The sequence below is a fragment of the Mesorhizobium sp. BR1-1-16 genome (assembly GCF_020165495.1).
In the GTDB taxonomy this organism is placed as follows: domain Bacteria; phylum Pseudomonadota; class Alphaproteobacteria; order Rhizobiales; family Kaistiaceae; genus Kaistia.
Map to the genome: position 1 here is coordinate 114,643 of NZ_JAIUIE010000003.1, position 17,275 is coordinate 131,917.

General features: G+C 65.8%; 18 protein-coding genes. 7 read left to right on the plus strand and 11 right to left on the minus strand.

Features of this window, described 5'->3' with window-relative positions; all coding sequences use genetic code 11:
* The first annotated feature begins 37 nt into the window (after window positions 1-37).
* Complete coding sequence (locus tag LB518_RS09045) at window positions 38-1,324, plus strand: DUF4282 domain-containing protein (protein ID WP_224576231.1); 1,287 nt, start codon at window positions 38-40, stop codon at window positions 1,322-1,324.
* An 18-nt stretch (window positions 1,325-1,342) separates the two neighbouring features.
* Here the strand turns inward: LB518_RS09045 and ychF are convergent, their stop codons facing one another.
* The 8 genes from ychF to lgt form a co-directional block, all read right to left on the minus strand.
* Complete coding sequence (gene ychF, locus LB518_RS09050) at window positions 1,343-2,437, minus strand: redox-regulated ATPase YchF (protein WP_224576241.1); 1,095 nt, start codon at window positions 2,435-2,437, stop codon at window positions 1,343-1,345.
* Window positions 2,438-2,625: 188 nt separating this feature from the next.
* Window positions 2,626-3,312, minus strand: a complete 687-nt coding sequence (gene pth / locus LB518_RS09055; protein WP_224576254.1) for an aminoacyl-tRNA hydrolase — start codon at window positions 3,310-3,312, stop codon at window positions 2,626-2,628.
* Window positions 3,313-3,345: 33 nt separating this feature from the next.
* Window positions 3,346-3,963: a 50S ribosomal protein L25/general stress protein Ctc gene (locus LB518_RS09060; RefSeq protein ID WP_224576256.1), complete on the minus strand. Its 618-nt coding sequence runs from the start codon at window positions 3,961-3,963 to the stop codon at window positions 3,346-3,348.
* A gap of 168 nt (window positions 3,964-4,131) precedes the next feature.
* A complete protein-coding gene (locus tag LB518_RS09065; protein ID WP_224576258.1) occupies window positions 4,132-5,064 on the minus strand; it encodes a ribose-phosphate pyrophosphokinase in 933 nt (310 codons plus the stop codon).
* Window positions 5,065-5,197: 133 nt separating this feature from the next.
* Window positions 5,198-5,851, minus strand: coding sequence for a hypothetical protein (locus LB518_RS09070; protein WP_224576259.1), 654 nt, complete (start codon window positions 5,849-5,851; stop codon window positions 5,198-5,200).
* 114 nt (window positions 5,852-5,965) lie between these two features.
* On the minus strand, window positions 5,966-6,742 hold the full coding sequence (pgeF, locus tag LB518_RS09075) for a peptidoglycan editing factor PgeF (protein ID WP_224576261.1): 777 nt from the start codon (window positions 6,740-6,742) through the stop codon (window positions 5,966-5,968).
* A gap of 18 nt (window positions 6,743-6,760) precedes the next feature.
* A complete protein-coding gene (locus tag LB518_RS09080; RefSeq protein ID WP_224576263.1) occupies window positions 6,761-7,852 on the minus strand; it encodes a class I SAM-dependent methyltransferase in 1,092 nt (363 codons plus the stop codon).
* On the minus strand, window positions 7,821-8,645 hold the full coding sequence (gene lgt / locus LB518_RS09085) for a prolipoprotein diacylglyceryl transferase (RefSeq protein WP_224576265.1): 825 nt from the start codon (window positions 8,643-8,645) through the stop codon (window positions 7,821-7,823). The genes LB518_RS09080 and lgt overlap by 32 nt, the downstream gene beginning before the upstream one ends.
* A 186-nt stretch (window positions 8,646-8,831) precedes the next feature.
* On the opposite strand from lgt, the gene LB518_RS09090 reads away from it, so the two are divergent.
* On the plus strand, window positions 8,832-9,131 hold the full coding sequence (locus tag LB518_RS09090) for an accessory factor UbiK family protein (RefSeq protein WP_224576267.1): 300 nt from the start codon (window positions 8,832-8,834) through the stop codon (window positions 9,129-9,131).
* A 20-nt stretch (window positions 9,132-9,151) separates the two neighbouring features.
* Here the strand turns inward: LB518_RS09090 and LB518_RS09095 are convergent, their stop codons facing one another.
* Window positions 9,152-9,628, minus strand: a complete 477-nt coding sequence (locus LB518_RS09095; protein ID WP_224576277.1) for an SRPBCC domain-containing protein — start codon at window positions 9,626-9,628, stop codon at window positions 9,152-9,154.
* A gap of 420 nt (window positions 9,629-10,048) precedes the next feature.
* On the opposite strand from LB518_RS09095, the gene LB518_RS09100 reads away from it, so the two are divergent.
* Entirely contained in the window at window positions 10,049-11,878 is a 1,830-nt protein-coding gene (locus LB518_RS09100; RefSeq protein ID WP_224576279.1) for an ABC transporter ATP-binding protein, read from the plus strand.
* Window positions 11,879-11,916: 38 nt separating this feature from the next.
* Here the strand turns inward: LB518_RS09100 and LB518_RS09105 are convergent, their stop codons facing one another.
* On the minus strand, window positions 11,917-12,249 hold the full coding sequence (locus tag LB518_RS09105; protein WP_224576281.1) for an antibiotic biosynthesis monooxygenase family protein: 333 nt from the start codon (window positions 12,247-12,249) through the stop codon (window positions 11,917-11,919).
* Window positions 12,250-12,373: 124 nt separating this feature from the next.
* On the opposite strand from LB518_RS09105, the gene LB518_RS09110 reads away from it, so the two are divergent.
* The 4 genes from LB518_RS09110 to LB518_RS09125 all read left to right on the plus strand — a co-directional run bounded on the left by LB518_RS09110 (window position 12,374) and on the right by LB518_RS09125 (window position 15,872).
* Window positions 12,374-12,877: a MarR family winged helix-turn-helix transcriptional regulator gene (locus LB518_RS09110; protein WP_224576284.1), complete on the plus strand. Its 504-nt coding sequence runs from the start codon at window positions 12,374-12,376 to the stop codon at window positions 12,875-12,877.
* Between the two features lie 234 nt (window positions 12,878-13,111).
* On the plus strand, window positions 13,112-13,672 hold the full coding sequence (gene petA, locus LB518_RS09115) for a ubiquinol-cytochrome c reductase iron-sulfur subunit (protein WP_224576287.1): 561 nt from the start codon (window positions 13,112-13,114) through the stop codon (window positions 13,670-13,672).
* A gap of 18 nt (window positions 13,673-13,690) precedes the next feature.
* The gene (locus LB518_RS09120; protein ID WP_224576288.1) at window positions 13,691-14,959 is read left to right on the plus strand and encodes a cytochrome b; all 1,269 of its coding nucleotides are present in this window, start codon (window positions 13,691-13,693) and stop codon (window positions 14,957-14,959) included.
* 28 nt (window positions 14,960-14,987) lie between these two features.
* The gene (locus tag LB518_RS09125; RefSeq protein WP_224577105.1) at window positions 14,988-15,872 is read left to right on the plus strand and encodes a cytochrome c1; all 885 of its coding nucleotides are present in this window, start codon (window positions 14,988-14,990) and stop codon (window positions 15,870-15,872) included.
* A 168-nt stretch (window positions 15,873-16,040) separates the two neighbouring features.
* Here LB518_RS09125 and LB518_RS09130 read toward each other — a convergent pair whose 3' ends face one another.
* Complete coding sequence (locus LB518_RS09130) at window positions 16,041-17,267, minus strand: CCA tRNA nucleotidyltransferase (RefSeq protein ID WP_224576290.1); 1,227 nt, start codon at window positions 17,265-17,267, stop codon at window positions 16,041-16,043.
* Window positions 17,268-17,275: the final 8 nt, after the last annotated feature.

The following is a 17,275-nucleotide window of genomic DNA, read 5'->3' on the forward strand; positions in this document are numbered from 1 at the left end:
CGAAGGGGTGGCATGCTGATCCTACCGGGATGACGGTATGAATTCCTTCTTCGATGTCTTCAAATGGGATCGTTTCGTCGCGCCATCCGCGATGGAATTGCTCTTCTGGCTTGTCTCCGCGGTCGCGGTGCTGTTTGGCATCTGGGGCCTCGTGGCCGGCCTTGCCATGGTCAACGAGAATGCGCTGCCGGGTCTGATTCTGATCGCAGTCTCGATCATCGGGACGCTGGTCGCCATCATCGCCGCGCGCGTCGCCTGTGAGGCGATCGTCATCCTTTTCCGCGTCAATGAAAACCTGATGGACATCGCCGAGCGCGGCGGCTTGGCGCCCCAGCCGCCGGCGATGTCCGAAAGCGACACCGCCCGGCTCGACCGACGCGCTGCTGACACCCGCGAGCGCCCCGCCGCGCGCTCCGAACCGACGACCGAGCGGCCGGCGATCGACCACCGTCCGGCCGAACTCAATCCTGCGCAGCCGGAGGACCGCGCGCGCGATCCGTTCGCCCCTGACCAGGGCCGTGTCGAACCAAAGGCTTGGGATGTCCGCCCCGCGGAATCCCGCGTCAGCGACGCGAAGCCTGTCGTTGAGATCGAGCCGGTCGAACCGCCCGTTCGTGTTCGTGAAACATCGGCGGAAAGTCGCACAACCGAGCGTCGGACGCCGCCGACCATCGTGCTGCCGGACCGCAGCGAGCCGAAGGCCCCGCAGCGCGAGATCAGGCGCCCGGGCGGACGACCCGACCCGGCGATCGAGCACGCGCTGAAGCGCCTCTCCGAGCCGTCCAGCAGCGAAGCAATGCGCTCGAGCCTCGCCGAGGGACTGGAAAGCCAGTTGGTCGAAACACGTCCGCAGGCAGCCGAGATCACCCCCGCTTTGCCCGAGCCGCGTCGCCCTGCTGTCGCCGCACCCGCTGAGAGCGACGATGTCACCGCGCTCCCCGCCTTTATCGGCACACGCCATTCCGCGGTGCCGGAGCCGGCAGACGAGCCTGTCGAACTGCCGCCCGGGCTCGCCAGGGACAAGGCACGTCGTCGCAACGGACAGGCCGTCGACGCCGTCAGCGAGGTCGAAGGCGCCGCCCCGATCAGCATGCCGCCGACCAAGGTCGCGTTCGACGAAGGGGGAACCGTCGCGCCGAAGGTCAGCCCTTTGCGGGCTCCTGCGGCAAAGCAGTCGGAGAGCGAGCGGGACAAGCCGAAGGGGCAGCAGCCGCAGAAGTCCGCCGGCAAGAACCGCGGCAATGCGCGGCATCAGCCGGCCAAAGGCGGGCAGGCGCCGCTGAAACGCCGTCGGCCGCCGCGCCCGGATCAGGACGGCGGCTGATGTCGCCGCCGCATCGCGTCAGGTATTGAAGCGGAAGAGCAGCACGTCGCCGTCGGCGACAACATATTCCTTGCCTTCATCGCGCGCCCGGCCGGCTTCCTTGGCGCCGGCTTCGCCGCCAAGGCGAACATAGTCGTCATAGGCGATCGTCTGGGCACGGATGAAGCCACGCTCGAAATCGCTGTGAATCACGGCTGCGGCCTGCGGTGCCCGCGTTCCGGCGACGATCGTCCAGGCGCGCGCTTCCTTCGGGCCGACCGTGAAATAGGTGATGAGCCCGAGCAGCGCATAGCCGGCGCGGATCAGGCGATCGAGGCCAGGCTCCTCGAGCCCGAGCGTCTCCAGAAACTCCTTCTGCTCGGCCGGATCGAGCTGCGCGATCTCCGATTCGATCGCCGCCGAGATCACGACACAGCCGGCGCCCTGCGCCTTGGCCATGACCTCGACCTTCTGCGAAAAGGCATTGCCGGTGGCGGCGGACGCCTCCTCGACATTGCAGACATAGAGCACGGGCTTCGACGTCAGGAGGTTGAGCGCGTCGAAGGCGGCCCGATCCTCAGCCGAGACCTTGAGCTGACGGGCCGGCACGCCCTCACGCAGGAGCGCGAGCGCGCCCTCCATCAGTTCGACCTGCTGCTTGGCTTCCTTGTCGGTGCCAGCGCGCTTCTTCAGCGGCACGACGCGGCGCTCGAGACTATCGAGATCGGCGAGCATCAGTTCGGTTTCGACGGTCTCGGCATCGGCGACCGGATCGATCCGGTTCTCGACATGGGTGATGTCGCCGTCCTCGAAGCATCTGAGCACATGGGCGATCGCGTCCACCTCGCGGATATTGGCGAGGAACTGGTTGCCGAGGCCCTCCCCCTTCGACGCGCCGCGCACCAGGCCGGCGATATCGACGAAGGTCAGCCGCGTCGGCACGATCTGCTGCGACTTGCCGATGCGGCAGAGCTCGTCGAGACGCGGATCAGGCACCGCCACCTCGCCGGTGTTCGGCTCGATGGTGCAGAACGGATAATTCGCCGCCTGCGCCGCCGCCGTCTTGGTCAGCGCATTGAACAAGGTCGACTTGCCGACATTCGGCAGGCCGACGATCCCGCATTTGAAGCCCATGATGCTCTTTCAGTTCATTGAAGACGATGAGGCAGAGGACCGCGCGCCGATCAGCGCCGCGCCTGCCAAGCCGATGTTCCGCTGCTCCATAGCCCCCGGCAGCCCCGATCGGCAACCCGCCATTCGCCGCGCCGCGCCGAAGTCGTGATCAACCCGGGCCAGAAACGATCGCTTTGGTGCAAGAACGGCTATTCGCCCTTGCCGAACAGCTTCTTCAGCCCGGCGGCAAGCGGATTGTCAGCGACGGGCGCCTTGGTGGGCCCTGGGGCTGCGGCGGCCGGAGCGACCGGCTTCGCGACGGGCTTTTCGAGCTCGGCCGCGCGGTGGAGGCGGTTGGCGAAGGTGTTGTCCTTGCCATCGGCGAGCAGGCCGACATTCTCCGCAATCGCATCGAGCAGCGGGTTGACCCATGCGCCATCGGCGCGCGCGAAATCATGCAGCACATAGCCATGCACGAGTTCCTTGGCGCCGGGATGGCCGATGCCGAGGCGCAGCCGCCGGTAGTCGTCGCCGAGATGGGCCGTGATCGAGCGGAGGCCGTTATGCCCCCCATGCCCGCCGCCCTGCTTCATCCGAATCTTGCCGGGCGGCAGATCCAGTTCGTCGTGAAGCACGATGACGTCGGCATTGGGAATCTTGTGGAAGCGTGTCGCCTCGGCGACGGCGCGGCCGCTCTCGTTCATGAAGGTCTGCGGTTTCATCAGCAGCACCTTGCGCCCTTGCAGCACACCTTCGGCAACCTGTGCCTGGAAGCGCGCGCGCCAGGGAGAGAAGCCATGGCGGCGGTGGATCGCATCCGCCGCCATGAAGCCGATATTGTGCCGGTTCAAAGCATATTGGCCGCCGGGATTGCCGAGGCCGACGATGAGGAGCATGACGCCCTCCCCGCTCTGAACCGGGATTGCGCCTTAGGCCTTGGCGGCCGCAGCCGCCGCATCCTCAGCCTGCTCTTCAGTCGTCAGCGCAGCCGGCGGAGCGATCGTTGCAAGCGTCGCGTCCTCGGCAGAGGTCGGCTTGACGCCTTCCGGCAGGGTGATCGACGACAGATGCACGGAGTCGCCGATATTGAGACCGGTGAGATCGACAACGATATGATCAGGGATCGCATCGGCAGGGCAATTGAGGTCGATTTCATGCGTGACGATATTGAGCACGCCGCCTGCCTTGAGGCCGGGAGCCTTGTCCTCGTTGATCACCTGGACAGGGATCTGGACGTGGATCGTGGCGCCAGCGGTGATGCGCAGGAAATCGACATGGATCGGCTGGTCGGTGACCGGGTCGAGCGCGAAGTCGCGCGGAATGACGCGGATCTTGTCGCCATCGACGTTGATCGTGGCAACGGTCGTGAGGAAGCCGCCAGCATGCAGCTTCAGGAACACGTCCTTGTGCGACAGTTCGATCGCGAGGGGGGACTGCTTGTCACCATAGATGACAGCCGGGATCTTGCCTTCGCGACGCGACGCCCGGGCGGCCCCCTTGCCCACGCGGTTGCGCACGGAGGCCGTGAGCTCGTAGGAAGTGCTCATCGGAATTCTCCTTTAAAAACGAAAAACGGCCGCGGTGCCTCCAGGGGTGTCGGCGCAGCCGCGGTGCTTATAGACGAGGCGGGGCGCGAGAACAAGGCGAAGGCGGCAAAGCTGCGACCGCAGTCGGCGGGACGCCGGGCCGATCGCGGCGGTTCCTCCGAACTCGTGTCAGATGAAGAGACTCGAGACCGATTTCTCGCTGGCCGTGCGGTTGATGGCCTCACCGATCAGCGTCGAGATCGAGGTGACGCGGATGTTGGCTGCGCTCTGGACCGCCTCTGTCGGCTGGATCGAGTCGGTGATCACCAGTTCCTTGAGCATGGAGCCGGCGATGCGCGCCACAGCGCCGCCAGACAGCACGCCATGGGTGATATAGGCGACGACGGACTTCGCGCCCTTGGCGACCAGCGCCTCGGCCGCATTGCACAGCGTCCCGCCCGAATCGACGATGTCGTCGAACAGGATGCAATCGCGTCCCTCGACATTGCCGATGATGTTCATCACCTCCGATTCGCCCGGTCGTTCGCGGCGCTTGTCGACGATGGCGAGCGGCGCGTCGATGCGCTTGGCCAGCGCGCGGGCACGCACGACGCCGCCGACATCCGGCGAGACCACCATGACGTTCCGAAGCTCGTAATGCTCCTTGATGTCGCGGGTGATCACCGGCACGGAAAAGAGGTTGTCGGTGGGGATATCGAAGAAGCCCTGGATCTGGCCTGCATGCAGATCAAGCGTCAACACGCGGTCGGCGCCGGCATGAGTGATGAGATTCGCCACCAGCTTGGCCGAGATCGGCGTGCGCGGACCCGCTTTCCGATCCTGCCGCGCATAGCCGAAATAGGGCAACACGGCCGTGATGCGGCGCGCGGAGGAGCGGCGCAGCGCATCGATGATGATCAGCAGTTCCATGAGATGGTCGTTGGCAGGAAAGCTCGTCGACTGGATGACGAACACATCCTCGCCGCGCACGTTTTCCTGGATCTCGACGAAGATCTCCTGATCCGCAAATCGCCGCACGAGGCATTTGGCGAGGGGGATTTCGAGATAGGCGGCGATCGCCTCGGCGAGCACCCTGTTGGAGTTTCCGGCAACCAGCTTCAAGGTCTCGGGTCCCCGTTCATCCTTGGTGCAGATGGGCTTGGCGATCCGGTTTGGGATCGTTCTATGGCGCGGCGGCGTTGTAGCAACTCGGTTGCCGCACTGCAAACGCGATTCCGCCGGCTTCGGATCAAGCTCAGCCAGATCCGGCCGGCAGCGTCAACGGTGAGGTCTCAGGCATTGTCGCGGGCGGCAGGTTCGTCGAGGGAATGGCATCGATAGACGGCGCCGTCGTCACCGGTGCAGCGGCGGACACCGCGCTCACCGGCGGCGCGCCCCTGCCCCAATCGACCAGCGCGTTGATCGTTTGGCGCGCCACATCTGCCGTGGTCCCCGCATCGACGCCAGACCAGGGATCGCGCGTCGCGCCAGGCGCCATCGACTGGCCGGAAATGCGATGAACCCGCTGGCCGCTGCGATCGAAAACGTCCCAGACAAAGACGAGGATCGTGCCCGAAGCATCGCCCACCGCAGAGAGATAACCCTTGATGATGTAGGTCGCAGCGGGATCGTTCGAGGGGACCAGAGTCACCTGCTGGGTGAACGCCTCCTTGCCGAGCTGCGCCGAAATATTGGTGAGGACGGTTGCCGGCGCGCCCGTCACAGGCGCGAAGGCGATCTTCGCCTGAGAAAGCGGCACAGCGGGCGGAGCCACGGCTGTCGGCGTGATCGCCGTTGCCATGGATTGGGCAGCGCCAGTGATGCCGTCACCGCCGCCACAGGCCGACAGAGCCGTCGCCGCCGTCATGGCGACAAGGGCCCAAACCGGCCAATTTCCCTTCTCATTCATAGTGATCGTCCCACCGGCGCAAGTCCGGAGCCCCTTGGGCCCTGTCTAGCGACAAAACGGGGGTGGGTCCAGAACGCCACCCCTGCATCGCTCAGCCTCAAGCAAGTTCGGGCATCACGTTTCATCATCGTCGAGTGCAATCGCGTGAAGCAGGCGGCCGTAGTCCGCCTCGCCCTGATGCGTCATGCGACGATAGGAATAGAAGCGTGCGGGATCCGCATAGGTGCAGAGCGCGAGATCCTGGAAACAGCCGACACCTGCGCCGATGGCACGCGCGCCGATATAGGCCGGCAGGTCGAAATAGTGATGCCCCGCATTTTCGGAAGGCGAGAAGAAACGGGCATTTGCGGCATCGGCATCAAGGAAGCGGGCGATGAATTCCGGGCCGACTTCATAGGCCGCGGCAGAGATGGTCGGGCCGAGCACGACCGTGATTCGCCCGCGTTCGGCGCCCAGCGCCTCCATCGCGCCGAGCGTTGCCTCGATCACGCCCGTGAAGGCGCCGCGCCAGCCGGCATGGGCCGCGCCGATCACCCGCGCGCGAGGATCGGCGAACAGCAACGGGCCGCAGTCGGCTGTGCCGATGCCGATCGCGATGCCCGGCCGGGCCGTGACGACTGCGTCCGCCTTCGGCCCTGCCCCGGTCTCCCAGACGGCATCGACCGTCGCGACGTCGGGACTATGCACCTGGAACGGCGTTGCCAGCCGGTCGGCCGCGACGCCGAGGTCGCGCGCGACACGGGCGCGGTTCTCAAGCACGCGGTCGCGGTCGTCTTCCGAGCCGACGCCGCAATTGAGGCTGGCATAGATGCCATCCGAAGCGCCGCCCTGCCTGGTATAGAAGCCGTGACGAATGCCTGGCAGGTCGAGCGCTTCGGCTGTGATCTTCATCGGAGGCTTCTCCCTCGTCTAGAATGGCGGCGGCACGAGGCCGTTGCGGGCGACGACCAGCACCTTGAACAGCGTCCCCATCGCGTCCGGCCCGGCCAGCCGCTCGGCAGCGGCGCGGATCACTTGCTGCGCGGCGGCGTCCTTGCCGGCCCCGAGGCGCCCGGCCCGCTCGACGAGGCCGAGGCGGATGAGAAAATCCCCCTGCGTCATCAGCGGAAACGCCGTCGCACCCGCTGCGCGCGCGGTCGCGGCCAGCGCTGCGAAATCGACATGCGCTGTCAGGTCCGCCGATCCAGGTTCGTCGAGCGATGCGACGAAAGCATGGCGGCGCATCGCCTGCAGCGTGTCGCCGAAACCGCCGTCATGGCCATAATCGATGGCGAGGACCGCGCCTCCGAGGGCCGCGATGCGTTCGGCGAGGGTCGCCATCACGGCGGCAGCCGGTCCAGCAATCTCGACGACGGCACCCTCCGGCGGATCGCCCATCACCCCTTCGATCACCGCATCCGGTCGCAGACCGAAGGCCAGCCTGCCATCGACGACGCCGACCATGCGTTCGGCATAGCCGTCGGCAACGCGTACGAATTGCCGGATCGGCAGCGCGTCAAAAAACTCGTTGGCGATGACGATCGCCGGGCCATCCGGCAGGTCCTCGGCGCGCGCGGCGAAGGTGATATCGTGCCCTGCCAGCCGAGCACGCTGCATCGCCATGAGATGCGGGCTGGTCTCGACCAGCGCGATCCGCGCCGCAGCCAGGAAATCCGGCGAAAGCCGCGCAGCCCGAAGGGCATCGGCCATGAGCGTGCCACGGCCGGGCCCGAGCTCGGCGAGGACGAAGGCCCGTGGCTCGCCCATGCGCCGCCAGGTCTCGACCGCCCACAGCCCGATCAATTCGCCGAACATCTGGCTGATCTCTGGCGCGGTGATGAAATCGCCGGACGCACCGAACGGATCGCGCCGCATGTAATAGCCATGCTCGGGATCGCCGAGGCACGCCGCCATATAGTCGGCGATGGTGATCGGTCCCGTCGCCAGGATGCGGGCGATGAGGCGCTGTTCGAGCGTCACGAGCGCGGTCTCAGGCCGTCCTGGCATCACGGCGGCGGACATAGATCAGCAGTCCTATGCCCGCGAGCACCATGGGCAGCGACAGCAGCATGCCCATCGTGAGCCCGCCCGAGAAATAGCCGATCTGGATGTCCGGCTCGCGGAAGAACTCGGAGATGATGCGCGCGAGGCCGTAGCCGATCGCAAAAACGGCCGCGACATAGCCCGGCTGCTGGAGGCGCAATTGCCGATGCGTCAGAAGGCGGAGGACCAGGAACAGCACGATGCCTTCGAGCGCCGCCTCATAGAGCTGGCTCGGATGGCGCGGCTGGCCGTCGGCATTGGGAAACACCATCGCCCACGGCATGTCACTCGGCCGACCCCACAGCTCGCCATTGATGAAATTGGCGATGCGGCCGAGGCAAAGACCGATGGTGGCACTCGGCGCGATGACATCGATCAGCGAGAGGAACGGGATGGCGCGCCGGTGGGCAAACAGCACCATCGCGATGACGGTTCCGAGGAAGCCGCCGTGGAATGACATGCCGCCATGCCAGACTTCGAAGATCGTCAGCGGCGCGGCGAGGAAGGCGTCGAAATTATAGAACAGCACATAGCCGAGACGCCCGCCAACAATGACGCCGATCGTTGCCCACATCACGAAATCATCAAGATCGACCGGCCGGATCGGCGCACCGGACGCGCCCCAAAGGCGCGGCTGCGACACGAGACGTTTGGCGTACCACCAGCCAAACAGAATGCCGACGATATAGGCGAGCGCATACCAGCGGATTGCGAAAGGGCCGATCTCGATCAGCACCGGATCGATGGCCGGAAACGGCAGGACGTTGAGCATCGGCATCCTTGGGAAGCGGGGCGCGGCATTGGTGCGCCGAACCGCGCTTGCCGGTCAAGAGCGTGCCGGTCAGGAGGCGGCGTTTCCTGCCAGCTTGGTCACCGCCCCCGCGACGCTTCCGGCTCTTGTGAGCCGGTGGCGCCCTGCCCATAGTAAAGGTCACAGAAACACCGCCGGAGGGTTGCCATGGACCAGGGCTCGAACCGACTGTTCGACGAATTCGCCAAGCTGATGACCGACGCCGCCGGCGTCGCGCAAGGCGTCAAGCGCGAAGCCGAAACCGTGGTCCGCCATCAGGCCGAACGCTTCTTCTCGGAGATGGACTTCGTGAAGCGCGAGGAATTCGACGTCGTCCGCGAGATGGCTCAGAAGGCGCGGACCGAAAACGAAGCGCTCGCCGCCCGCATTGCGGAACTCGAGGCGAAGCTCGCGCTCCATACCTCTGGCCATGTCGTCGCGACGCCGCCGACGCCCGAGCAAACCTGAGATCGCAGCGAGGCTGTCGCTCACGCCTCGTCGTCGAACAGACGGGCGATATCGATCTCGGCCTGACGACCGGTCTCGAGCAGCGTCTTGAGGCCGGAGAGGATGACAGGCCACACACGGCGCGCCGCCACAATCCGGCGCCCTGACACCGGCGCGGCATGGACCTCGCTGAACGCGAGCCGGCACATGCCGCCGCAATCCGTGATCTCGAACGATACGGCGGATGACATCGCATCCGGTCCCTCCCGCACCGGCGAGAGGTTGAAGCGGACGAGCCTTGGCGCATCGATTTCGGTGATCCGGCCGCTCGCCTCGATTCCGCCATTCGGCATGCGGTAGCAAAGCGCCGAGCCGGCGCCCCAGTCGCTTTCGATTCGCCGACCGAAGAACCAGAGCCGCGAGACGGAAGCATCCGTCAGCGCCGCCCAGATGCGCTCCGGCGCCGCCGCTATGTAGATCTCGTAGTCGATCTCGGCAGTGCCGCCGTCGCTCGCCATGCGCGCCTCGCCCTCCGTTCGGCCGGATGCACCCGTGACTGTCGCCAAAGCGCAACAGCACAACCAATTCACCTGCGACATCTTGCACAGCGACGACGCCGAGCGGAAACTCCGCCGCGTCAGGAAGCGCGCGACATCAGCGCGCAGCGAACGCGAACCAGGAGGGCTGGATGGATAATATCTTTTCGATCATCCGGTCCGCGATGTGTTCGAGCCAAGGTCGCAACCTGACCCTCTGACCAAGACGACCATATGACCCGGCCGGCTGGTGCCTCTTCTGAGGCCCGGCGGCGGATCGCTGCGTCTCCCCATCGCCAGGACCGGCTCGAGCCGGCGCTCGACGCGCCGCATCGAGGCATCTCCCGTTGTCGCTTCTTCGGCCGTTCGCCCGTTCTGGCCGCGCCTTTCCCGGACGCCATCATGTTCCGCAAATTCGAAACGCTCATCGATCCGTTCCGGCCGCATGACGATTCCATGCCGCCGCCGACGCTGCTCGCCTTCTACTGGCGCTACTGCCGGCAGATGTGGCCGTACCTGCTCACATTGATGGCGATCGGCCTCATCGTCTCGCTGATCGAGATCGCGATGCTGCGCTATATCGGCTCGATCGTCGATCTCTTGAAGGCGACCTCGCCGCAGCAGGTGCTGGCGGATTACGGCACGACATTCATCTGGATGGCCATCGTCATCCTGGTGGCGCGTCCGCTCGCGCAGATCGCACACGACCTCCTGAACCAGCAGGCGATCGCGCCGTCCTTCACCAACCTCATCCGCTGGCAGACGCACCACTATGTGATGCGGCAGTCCGTGACCTTCTTCGCCAACGATTTCGCGGGCCGTATCGCCTCCAAGATCGTCCAGACGGGGCCGGCGCTGCGCGAATCGGTGACGCAGGTGATCGACGCGCTCTGGTTCGTCACGATCTTCGCCGGCTCGGCGCTGGTGATCTTCTGGGATACCGACTGGCGGCTCGCCATGCCGCTGGCGCTGTGGATCCTCGCTTATGTCGCGACGCTCGCCTGGTTTGTGCCGCGCATCCGCGACCGCGCGACCATCATGTCGGAGATGCGGTCGATCGTGACCGGGCGCATCGTCGACAGCTACACCAATGTCCAGACGGTGAAGCTGTTCGCCCATCCCGATCGTGAGGATGATTATGCCCGCGAGGCGCTGGTCGACCACACGACGCATTTCCGCAACGAAACGCGTCTGATCACGGCGATGAACGCCACGGTCTCCTGCCTCAACGGCTTTCTGGTCGTCGCCACGGGCGCGCTGGCGATCTGGCTCTGGTCTTGGGACGGCATCACGCTCGGCGCCATCGCAGTCGCCTCGGGCCTCGCGATCCGCATCACCAACATGTCCGGCTGGATCATGTGGGTCTCGATCGCGATCTTCGAGCAGATGGGCACGGTGCAGGAGGGTCTCGAGACGATCGCCCGGCCCTACACGCTGCTCGACACGCCTGGTGCGCCGGACCTCAAGGTCGACAAGGGCGAGATCCGCTTCGAGAACGTCCACTTCCACTACGGCAAGGCGGGCGGGATCATCGAGGATCTCACGATGACGATCGCGCCCGGCGAGAAGGTCGGCCTTGTCGGCCGCTCCGGCGCGGGCAAGTCGACGTTGGTGAACCTGCTGCTGCGCTTCTACGACGTGGAGAGCGGCGCGATCCGCATCGACGGCGCTGATGTCGGCGCGGTGACGCAGGACAGCCTGCGGCGCCGGATCGGGCTCGTGACGCAGGACACCTCGCTGCTGCACCGCTCCGTTCGCGACAATATCCGCTACGGGCAGCCGGATGCGACCGAGGCGGCGATCATTGAGGCGGCGCGCCAGGCGCATGCGCTCGACTTCATCGCCGAGCTTTCCGATCCGCACGGCCGGACCGGGCTCGACGCGCATGTCGGTGAGCGCGGCGTCAAGCTCTCCGGCGGCCAGCGCCAGCGGATCGCGATTGCCCGCGTCCTGCTCAAGGACGCGCCGATCCTGATCCTCGACGAGGCGACGTCTGCGCTCGATTCGGAGGTGGAGGCGGCGATCCAGGAGAGCTTCTTCCGCCTGATGGCCGGCAAGACGGTGATCGCGATCGCCCACCGCCTGTCGACCATCGCGGCGATGGATCGCCTCATCGTGCTCGACAAGGGCGCGATCGTCGAGACCGGGCGCCATGACGAACTGCTGCGTCAGGGTGGCCTCTATGCCAGCCTCTGGCACCGTCAGTCGGGCGGCTTCCTCGACGCAGCCTGAACAAGAACGGCTCGCCGCCCCGAGCGGCGAGCCACCCTTCAGATCACTGCCGGCCCGAATGTCCCGATCTCGGCCACGATGCCGTGGGCAGCGGTGAACGCCGCCCGATCGACGCCATCAGCGGCTGCAGCGGCGGCGATTGCAAGATCGGCGGCATCGAGAGCCGTCTGGTCGGCCCAGGTCGCGATGGTGACATAGTTGAAGCGGCCCGGCCCGCTCTGCTGCTCATAGGCATGTTGCGCGATGAGGCCCGGCTGCTGCTGCACGAGCCTTTTCACGATGGCTGCGCGTTCGACGAACGCGTCACGCGCAGCCTCGGGAACAGCGAGACTTGCGATTCGGTAGACCGGAGACGGGGATAGTTCAGACATCACGAAACTCCTGCATGGGAAGAAGTGGCCACGCATCTGATATGCATGCCTCATGCATTTATATGAGTAACGCATCTATTCGTCAACCGATGGCAGGTCGCTCGCTTCGTGCTAGATCGAGATGATGACCGCGCCCGAACGCCCCGACCCCGACGACGAGACGCCCGAGGCAACTCGCATCGCAGCAGTCGCCGAGATCGACGCCGCGCTCGGCAGGCTGCGCCGCTCGATGGCGCGCCGTTCGCTCGGCAGGCGCGTCCTCGACGAACTCGGCCTCGCAATCGAACCGGCCGTCGTTGAAGTTGTCGACATCATCGCCGAATCCGACGTGACTGAACCCGCGGGGGTTGCAATCGGTACTGTGGCCGCGCGTCTCGATGTTGACCCGTCACAGGCGAGCCGCCTCGTCGCCGAATGCGTTCGCGCCGGCATGGTCGAGCGCCTCGCCTCGCAGGACGATGGGCGGCGCAGCGTCCTGAAACTCACGCCGGCCGGCCGCGACATCATTGCCTCGACGCAGCGCCAGAAGCGCGCGCTGTTGCTTGGCCATGTCGCCGACTGGAGCGATGACGAACTCGCCGGCTTCGCGCGATCCTTGTCCCGTTTCGCAACGCTGGCACGCGGCTGACCATGTCGCGGCCCTGAATGCGCCATGACGGCCGCATTGCTGCCGCGACAATGTGCGCATCGCCGCTGCCGTCTCTGGACATTGAAGGCCGGCGATGGCTAAACAGCTTCACGTGTCATGGGCGTGCTGACCGCGCCCCGGCCGTGTCTGTTCGGCTGCGCGTGCGGCCCATGCCTGGCGCCGCAAGGCGAAGGGGAACGGGCTGCGGCCTTAGGGATCGAGAGGGGATTTATCTTGGCACACAGCGCTGCGGCAGAGCCGACCCGACGCGACTTTCTTTACATCGCGACCGGCGCAGTCGGCGCGGTCGGACTTGCGGCGACCGTCTGGCCGTTCATCAACCAGATGAACCCGGATGCGTCCGCGCTCGCGCTCGCCTCATCCGAAGTCGACATCTCCTCCCTGAAGGAAGGCGAGTCGGTCACGGTGAAGTGGCGCGGCAAGCCGGTCGTCGTGCGCAACCGCACGGCCAAGGAAATCGCCGATGCCAAGGCGGCACAGCTTTCCGACCTCAAGGATCCGGTTGCCCGCAACGCCAACCTGCCCGACGATGCCCCCGCGACCGACGCCAATCGCGCCGCGACAGGCAAGGAAAACTGGTTCGTGATGGTCAATGTCTGCACCCATCTCGGCTGCATTCCGCTCGGCCAGGAAGGTGAGTACAATGGCTGGTTCTGCCCCTGCCATGGCTCGGTCTACGACACCGCGGGACGCATCCGCAAAGGACCGGCACCCGAAAACATGGCCATTCCGGTCTATTCATTCATGACCGACACCAAGATCAAGATCGGCTGACGGGAGCACCACGCAACCATGTCCGGACCTTCGACCTATCAGCCGCAGCACCCCGCCTTGAAGTGGCTCGAGGCGCGCCTGCCCATCCTCGGGCTGGTGCACTCGTCCTTCATCGTGTTCCCGAACCCGCGCAATCTGAACTACTTCTGGACTTTCGGCGGCATCCTTGCCTTCATGCTGGTCGCCCAGATCGCGACTGGCGTCGTGCTGGCGATGCATTACACCGCCCATGTCACGCTGGCCTTCAATTCGGTTGAAGGCATCATGCGTGACGTCAACGGCGGCTGGATGCTGCGCTATCTGCACGCCAACGGCGCGTCGATGTTCTTCATCGCGGTCTATATCCATATCTTCCGCGGACTTTATTACGGCTCCTACAAGTCGCCGCGCGAGGTTCTCTGGATCCTCGGCATGATCATCTTCCTCTTGATGATGGCGACCGGCTTCATGGGCTATGTGCTTCCCTGGGGACAGATGTCCTTCTGGGGCGCCACCGTGATCACCAACCTCTTCGGCGCCATTCCGCTGGTCGGCGGCTCGATCGTGACCTGGCTCTGGGGCGGCTTCTCGGTTGATAATCCGACGCTCAACCGCTTCTTCTCGCTGCATTACCTGCTGCCGTTCATGATCGCCGGCGTCGTGGTGCTGCATATCTGGGCGCTGCACATCCCGGGCTCGAACAACCCGACCGGCGTCTCGGTCAAAGACAAGCAGGATACGCTGCCCTTCCACCCGTATTTCACGGTGAAGGATGCGCTTGGCCTCGTCGTCTTCCTGATCTTTTACAGCTATTTCGTCTTCTATCTGCCGAACTACATGGGCCACGCCGACAACTATATCGAGGCGAACCCGCTCGTGACGCCGGCGCATATCGTTCCGGAATGGTACTTCCTGCCGTTCTACGCGATCCTGCGCTCGATCCCGGACAAGCTTGCGGGCGTCATCGCGATGTTCGGCGCCATTGCCGTCCTGTTCGTGGTTCCGTGGCTCGATACCTCGAAGGTTCGCTCGGCCAATTTCCGTCCGCTCTACCGCCAGTTCTTCTGGATCTGGGCAGTGGCTGCCGTTGGCCTCGGCTATATCGGCGCGATGCCTCCGGAAGGCGGCTACCTGATCGCCGGCCGTATTCTGACGGTCTATTACTTCGCCCATTTCCTGATCATCCTGCCGCTGCTTGGCCTCTTCGAGAAGCCGAAGCCGCTGCCGGTCTCGATCACGGAATCGGTTCTCGGTCATGGCGGTGCGGCCGTTACGGCTGGCGCGCCCTCCGCGCCGCAGACCAAGTGAGCGTGGGACAGGAAACGGATCGATGACGATGAAAACCTTGTCCACGAAGCTCGCCGGTCTCGGCATCAGCGTGATGCTCGCAGTGTCGGCGCTCGGCGCCGGCGCGGCCATCGCAGCCGAGGAAGGTGGCGAGAGCGCGCAGCCGACGCATTTCCCCATCCTGAAGCCGACGCTGGAGCCTTGGTCGTTCGCCGGCCTCTTCGGCAGCTACGATACGGCTCAAGTGCAGCGCGGCTATCAGGTCTACAAGGAAGTCTGCTCGGCGTGCCACTCGATGCACCTGCTCTCATTCCGCAACCTGGCGCAGCCGGGCGGCCCGAGCTTCACCGAAGCGCAGGCACGCACCGTCGCTGCGAGCTATCAGGTTCAGGATGGTCCGAACGATGCGGGCGACATGTTCGAGCGGCCGGGCCGGCTGTCCGATCGCTTCCCCTCCCCCTTCCCCAATCCGCAGGCTGCGGCCGCCGCCAACAATGGCAAGGCCCCGCCGGACCTGTCGTTGATGGCCAAGGCCCGCGCCGTCGAGCGCGGTTTCCCCTGGTTCGTCCTCGACCTGTTCACGCAGTATGAGGAAGGCGGCCCGGACTACATCCACAGCCTGCTGACCGGCTACAAGGAGCCGCCGGCTGGCCTGCAGATCCCGCCTGGCCTGCACTACAACCCGCATTTCATCAGCGGACCCGCGATCGCGATGCCGCCGCCGCTTTCGGACGGCCAGGTGACCTACAGCGACGGCTCTCCCCAGACGGTCGACCAGTATTCGCGCGATGTCGCGGCGTTCCTGATGTGGGCAGCCGAACCGCATCTCGATGCCCGCAAGCGCGCCGGCTTCCAGGTCATCATCTTCCTGGTCGTCTTCGCCGGGCTGCTCTACTACACGAAGAAGAAGATCTGGTCGAAGGTCGCCCATTAAGGCTGACTCGCCGGCTTTCCAGCAAAGCGCCGCGGCTCCTCCGAAAGGAACGAGCCGCGGCGTTTTTTTGTGCCCGAAGCCAGACCCCGATGGGCTCGCTCCGCCGCAGCCCGGACGCTGTCGTCGGCAGGCTTGCATCACGGCGCAGCGTCGGCCGACCGAAAGGCGCTACTGCTGCGCCGCGATCATCGATTGCAGGCGCCGCCGCAGCGCAGTCTCGTCCGGGCGGAAATCCTCGGCCAGCCACCAGCGCTCGAGATCACGAAGGATGACCCCAACCGCCGGCCCGCGACCGACACCGAGATCGACAACATCGCGGCCGCCGAGCGGAAAGACCGGCGGCGTGAATGCCGTGACGGCGTCACGCCGCGCAGCGATCTCGGCGGCGGGCAGCCTGTTGCGCGCGGCCAAGAGGGTCAGCCCGCCAAGCACAGCCTCGCGTCCACGCCTATAGACGGCGACGCGATCGCCGATAATCGTGCCATGCACCAGTTGCTCCGCCGCGGCGAGCACATCGGTCATCCGGTCGCGCTCGCGATTGGAAAGGCGGAAGCGACGGACGGTCCGGTCGACGTCCTCCTGCACGCGAACGAGCAGCACCGCGAAGCGGAGGCTCGCGTCATCGGGCGCGGCGGCATCAGCCACGAGCCGCTCGAAGCTGCCGAGATCGCCGACGCCGGCCGCAACCAGCGGCAGGATGCCGCCTTCCTGCATGGCGCGCAGCGTCGGTGCGGCGCCGACCGCCATCACCAGCTTGCGCATTTCCTGCCCGACGCGTTCTGCGGAAAGCCCGCCGAGATCGTGACGCGCACGGATCGCGGCCGACAGGCCTTCGGCATCCGGCGCGCCGGAACCATATGAAGCGTGGAAGCGGAAGAAGCGCAGCACGCGCAGCCGGTCCTCCGCGATGCGCTGGTCGGCGGCGCCGATGAAGCGCACCCGCCGCGCGGCGATGTCGGTCAGACCGCCGACGGTATCGTAGAGATGGCCCGCGGCATCGACCGAGAGAGCGTTGATGGTGAAATCACGCCGGGCCGCATCCGCCGCCCAGTCAGTCCCGAAGCGCACCACGGCATGGCGACCGTCGGTCTCGATATCCTCGCGCAGCGTCGTCACCTCGACGACGCGGTGGCGGCCGATCAGTGTGACCGTGCCGTGCTCGATGCCGGTTGGCGCCGACTGCATTCCGGCGGCGGCCGCACGGGCGAGAACCTCGTCGGGCTCCAAAGTGGTGGCGATGTCGATATCGCCGGTGACCGGCTGGCCCATCAGTTCGTTGCGCACCGCGCCGCCTATGACGCGCGCCTCGCCGCCATCGGCAGAGAGAAGGCGCAGAACGTCGACAACAAGCGGATCAGACAGGAACGAAGCGCCGGCGAGGGAGGTCGTGGTCATTCGGGGTC

Excerpts from the sequence above, each read along its gene's own strand:
- pth (WP_224576254.1), bottom strand. The coding sequence starts at position 3,312 with ATGCTCCTCATCGTCGGCCTCGGCAATCCCGGCGGCCAATATGCTTTG.
- LB518_RS09120 (WP_224576288.1), top strand. The coding sequence starts at position 13,691 with ATGTCCGGACCTTCGACCTATCAGCCGCAGCACCCCGCCTTGAAGTGG.
- lgt (WP_224576265.1), bottom strand. The coding sequence starts at position 8,645 with ATGCTCAACGTCCTGCCGTTTCCGGCCATCGATCCGGTGCTGATCGAG.
- LB518_RS09110 (WP_224576284.1), top strand. The coding sequence starts at position 12,374 with ATGACCGCGCCCGAACGCCCCGACCCCGACGACGAGACGCCCGAGGCA.
- LB518_RS09100 (WP_224576279.1), top strand. The coding sequence starts at position 10,049 with ATGTTCCGCAAATTCGAAACGCTCATCGATCCGTTCCGGCCGCATGAC.
- LB518_RS09070 (WP_224576259.1), bottom strand. The coding sequence starts at position 5,851 with ATGAATGAGAAGGGAAATTGGCCGGTTTGGGCCCTTGTCGCCATGACG.
- LB518_RS09130 (WP_224576290.1), bottom strand. The coding sequence starts at position 17,267 with ATGACCACGACCTCCCTCGCCGGCGCTTCGTTCCTGTCTGATCCGCTT.
- pgeF (WP_224576261.1), bottom strand. The coding sequence starts at position 6,742 with ATGAAGATCACAGCCGAAGCGCTCGACCTGCCAGGCATTCGTCACGGC.
- LB518_RS09080 (WP_224576263.1), bottom strand. The coding sequence starts at position 7,852 with ATGTCCGCCGCCGTGATGCCAGGACGGCCTGAGACCGCGCTCGTGACG.
- LB518_RS09045 (WP_224576231.1), top strand. The coding sequence starts at position 38 with ATGAATTCCTTCTTCGATGTCTTCAAATGGGATCGTTTCGTCGCGCCA.
- LB518_RS09125 (WP_224577105.1), top strand. The coding sequence starts at position 14,988 with ATGAAAACCTTGTCCACGAAGCTCGCCGGTCTCGGCATCAGCGTGATG.
- LB518_RS09095 (WP_224576277.1), bottom strand. The coding sequence starts at position 9,628 with ATGGCGAGCGACGGCGGCACTGCCGAGATCGACTACGAGATCTACATA.
- LB518_RS09090 (WP_224576267.1), top strand. The coding sequence starts at position 8,832 with ATGGACCAGGGCTCGAACCGACTGTTCGACGAATTCGCCAAGCTGATG.
- LB518_RS09060 (WP_224576256.1), bottom strand. The coding sequence starts at position 3,963 with ATGAGCACTTCCTACGAGCTCACGGCCTCCGTGCGCAACCGCGTGGGC.
- ychF (WP_224576241.1), bottom strand. The coding sequence starts at position 2,437 with ATGGGCTTCAAATGCGGGATCGTCGGCCTGCCGAATGTCGGCAAGTCG.
- LB518_RS09105 (WP_224576281.1), bottom strand. The coding sequence starts at position 12,249 with ATGTCTGAACTATCCCCGTCTCCGGTCTACCGAATCGCAAGTCTCGCT.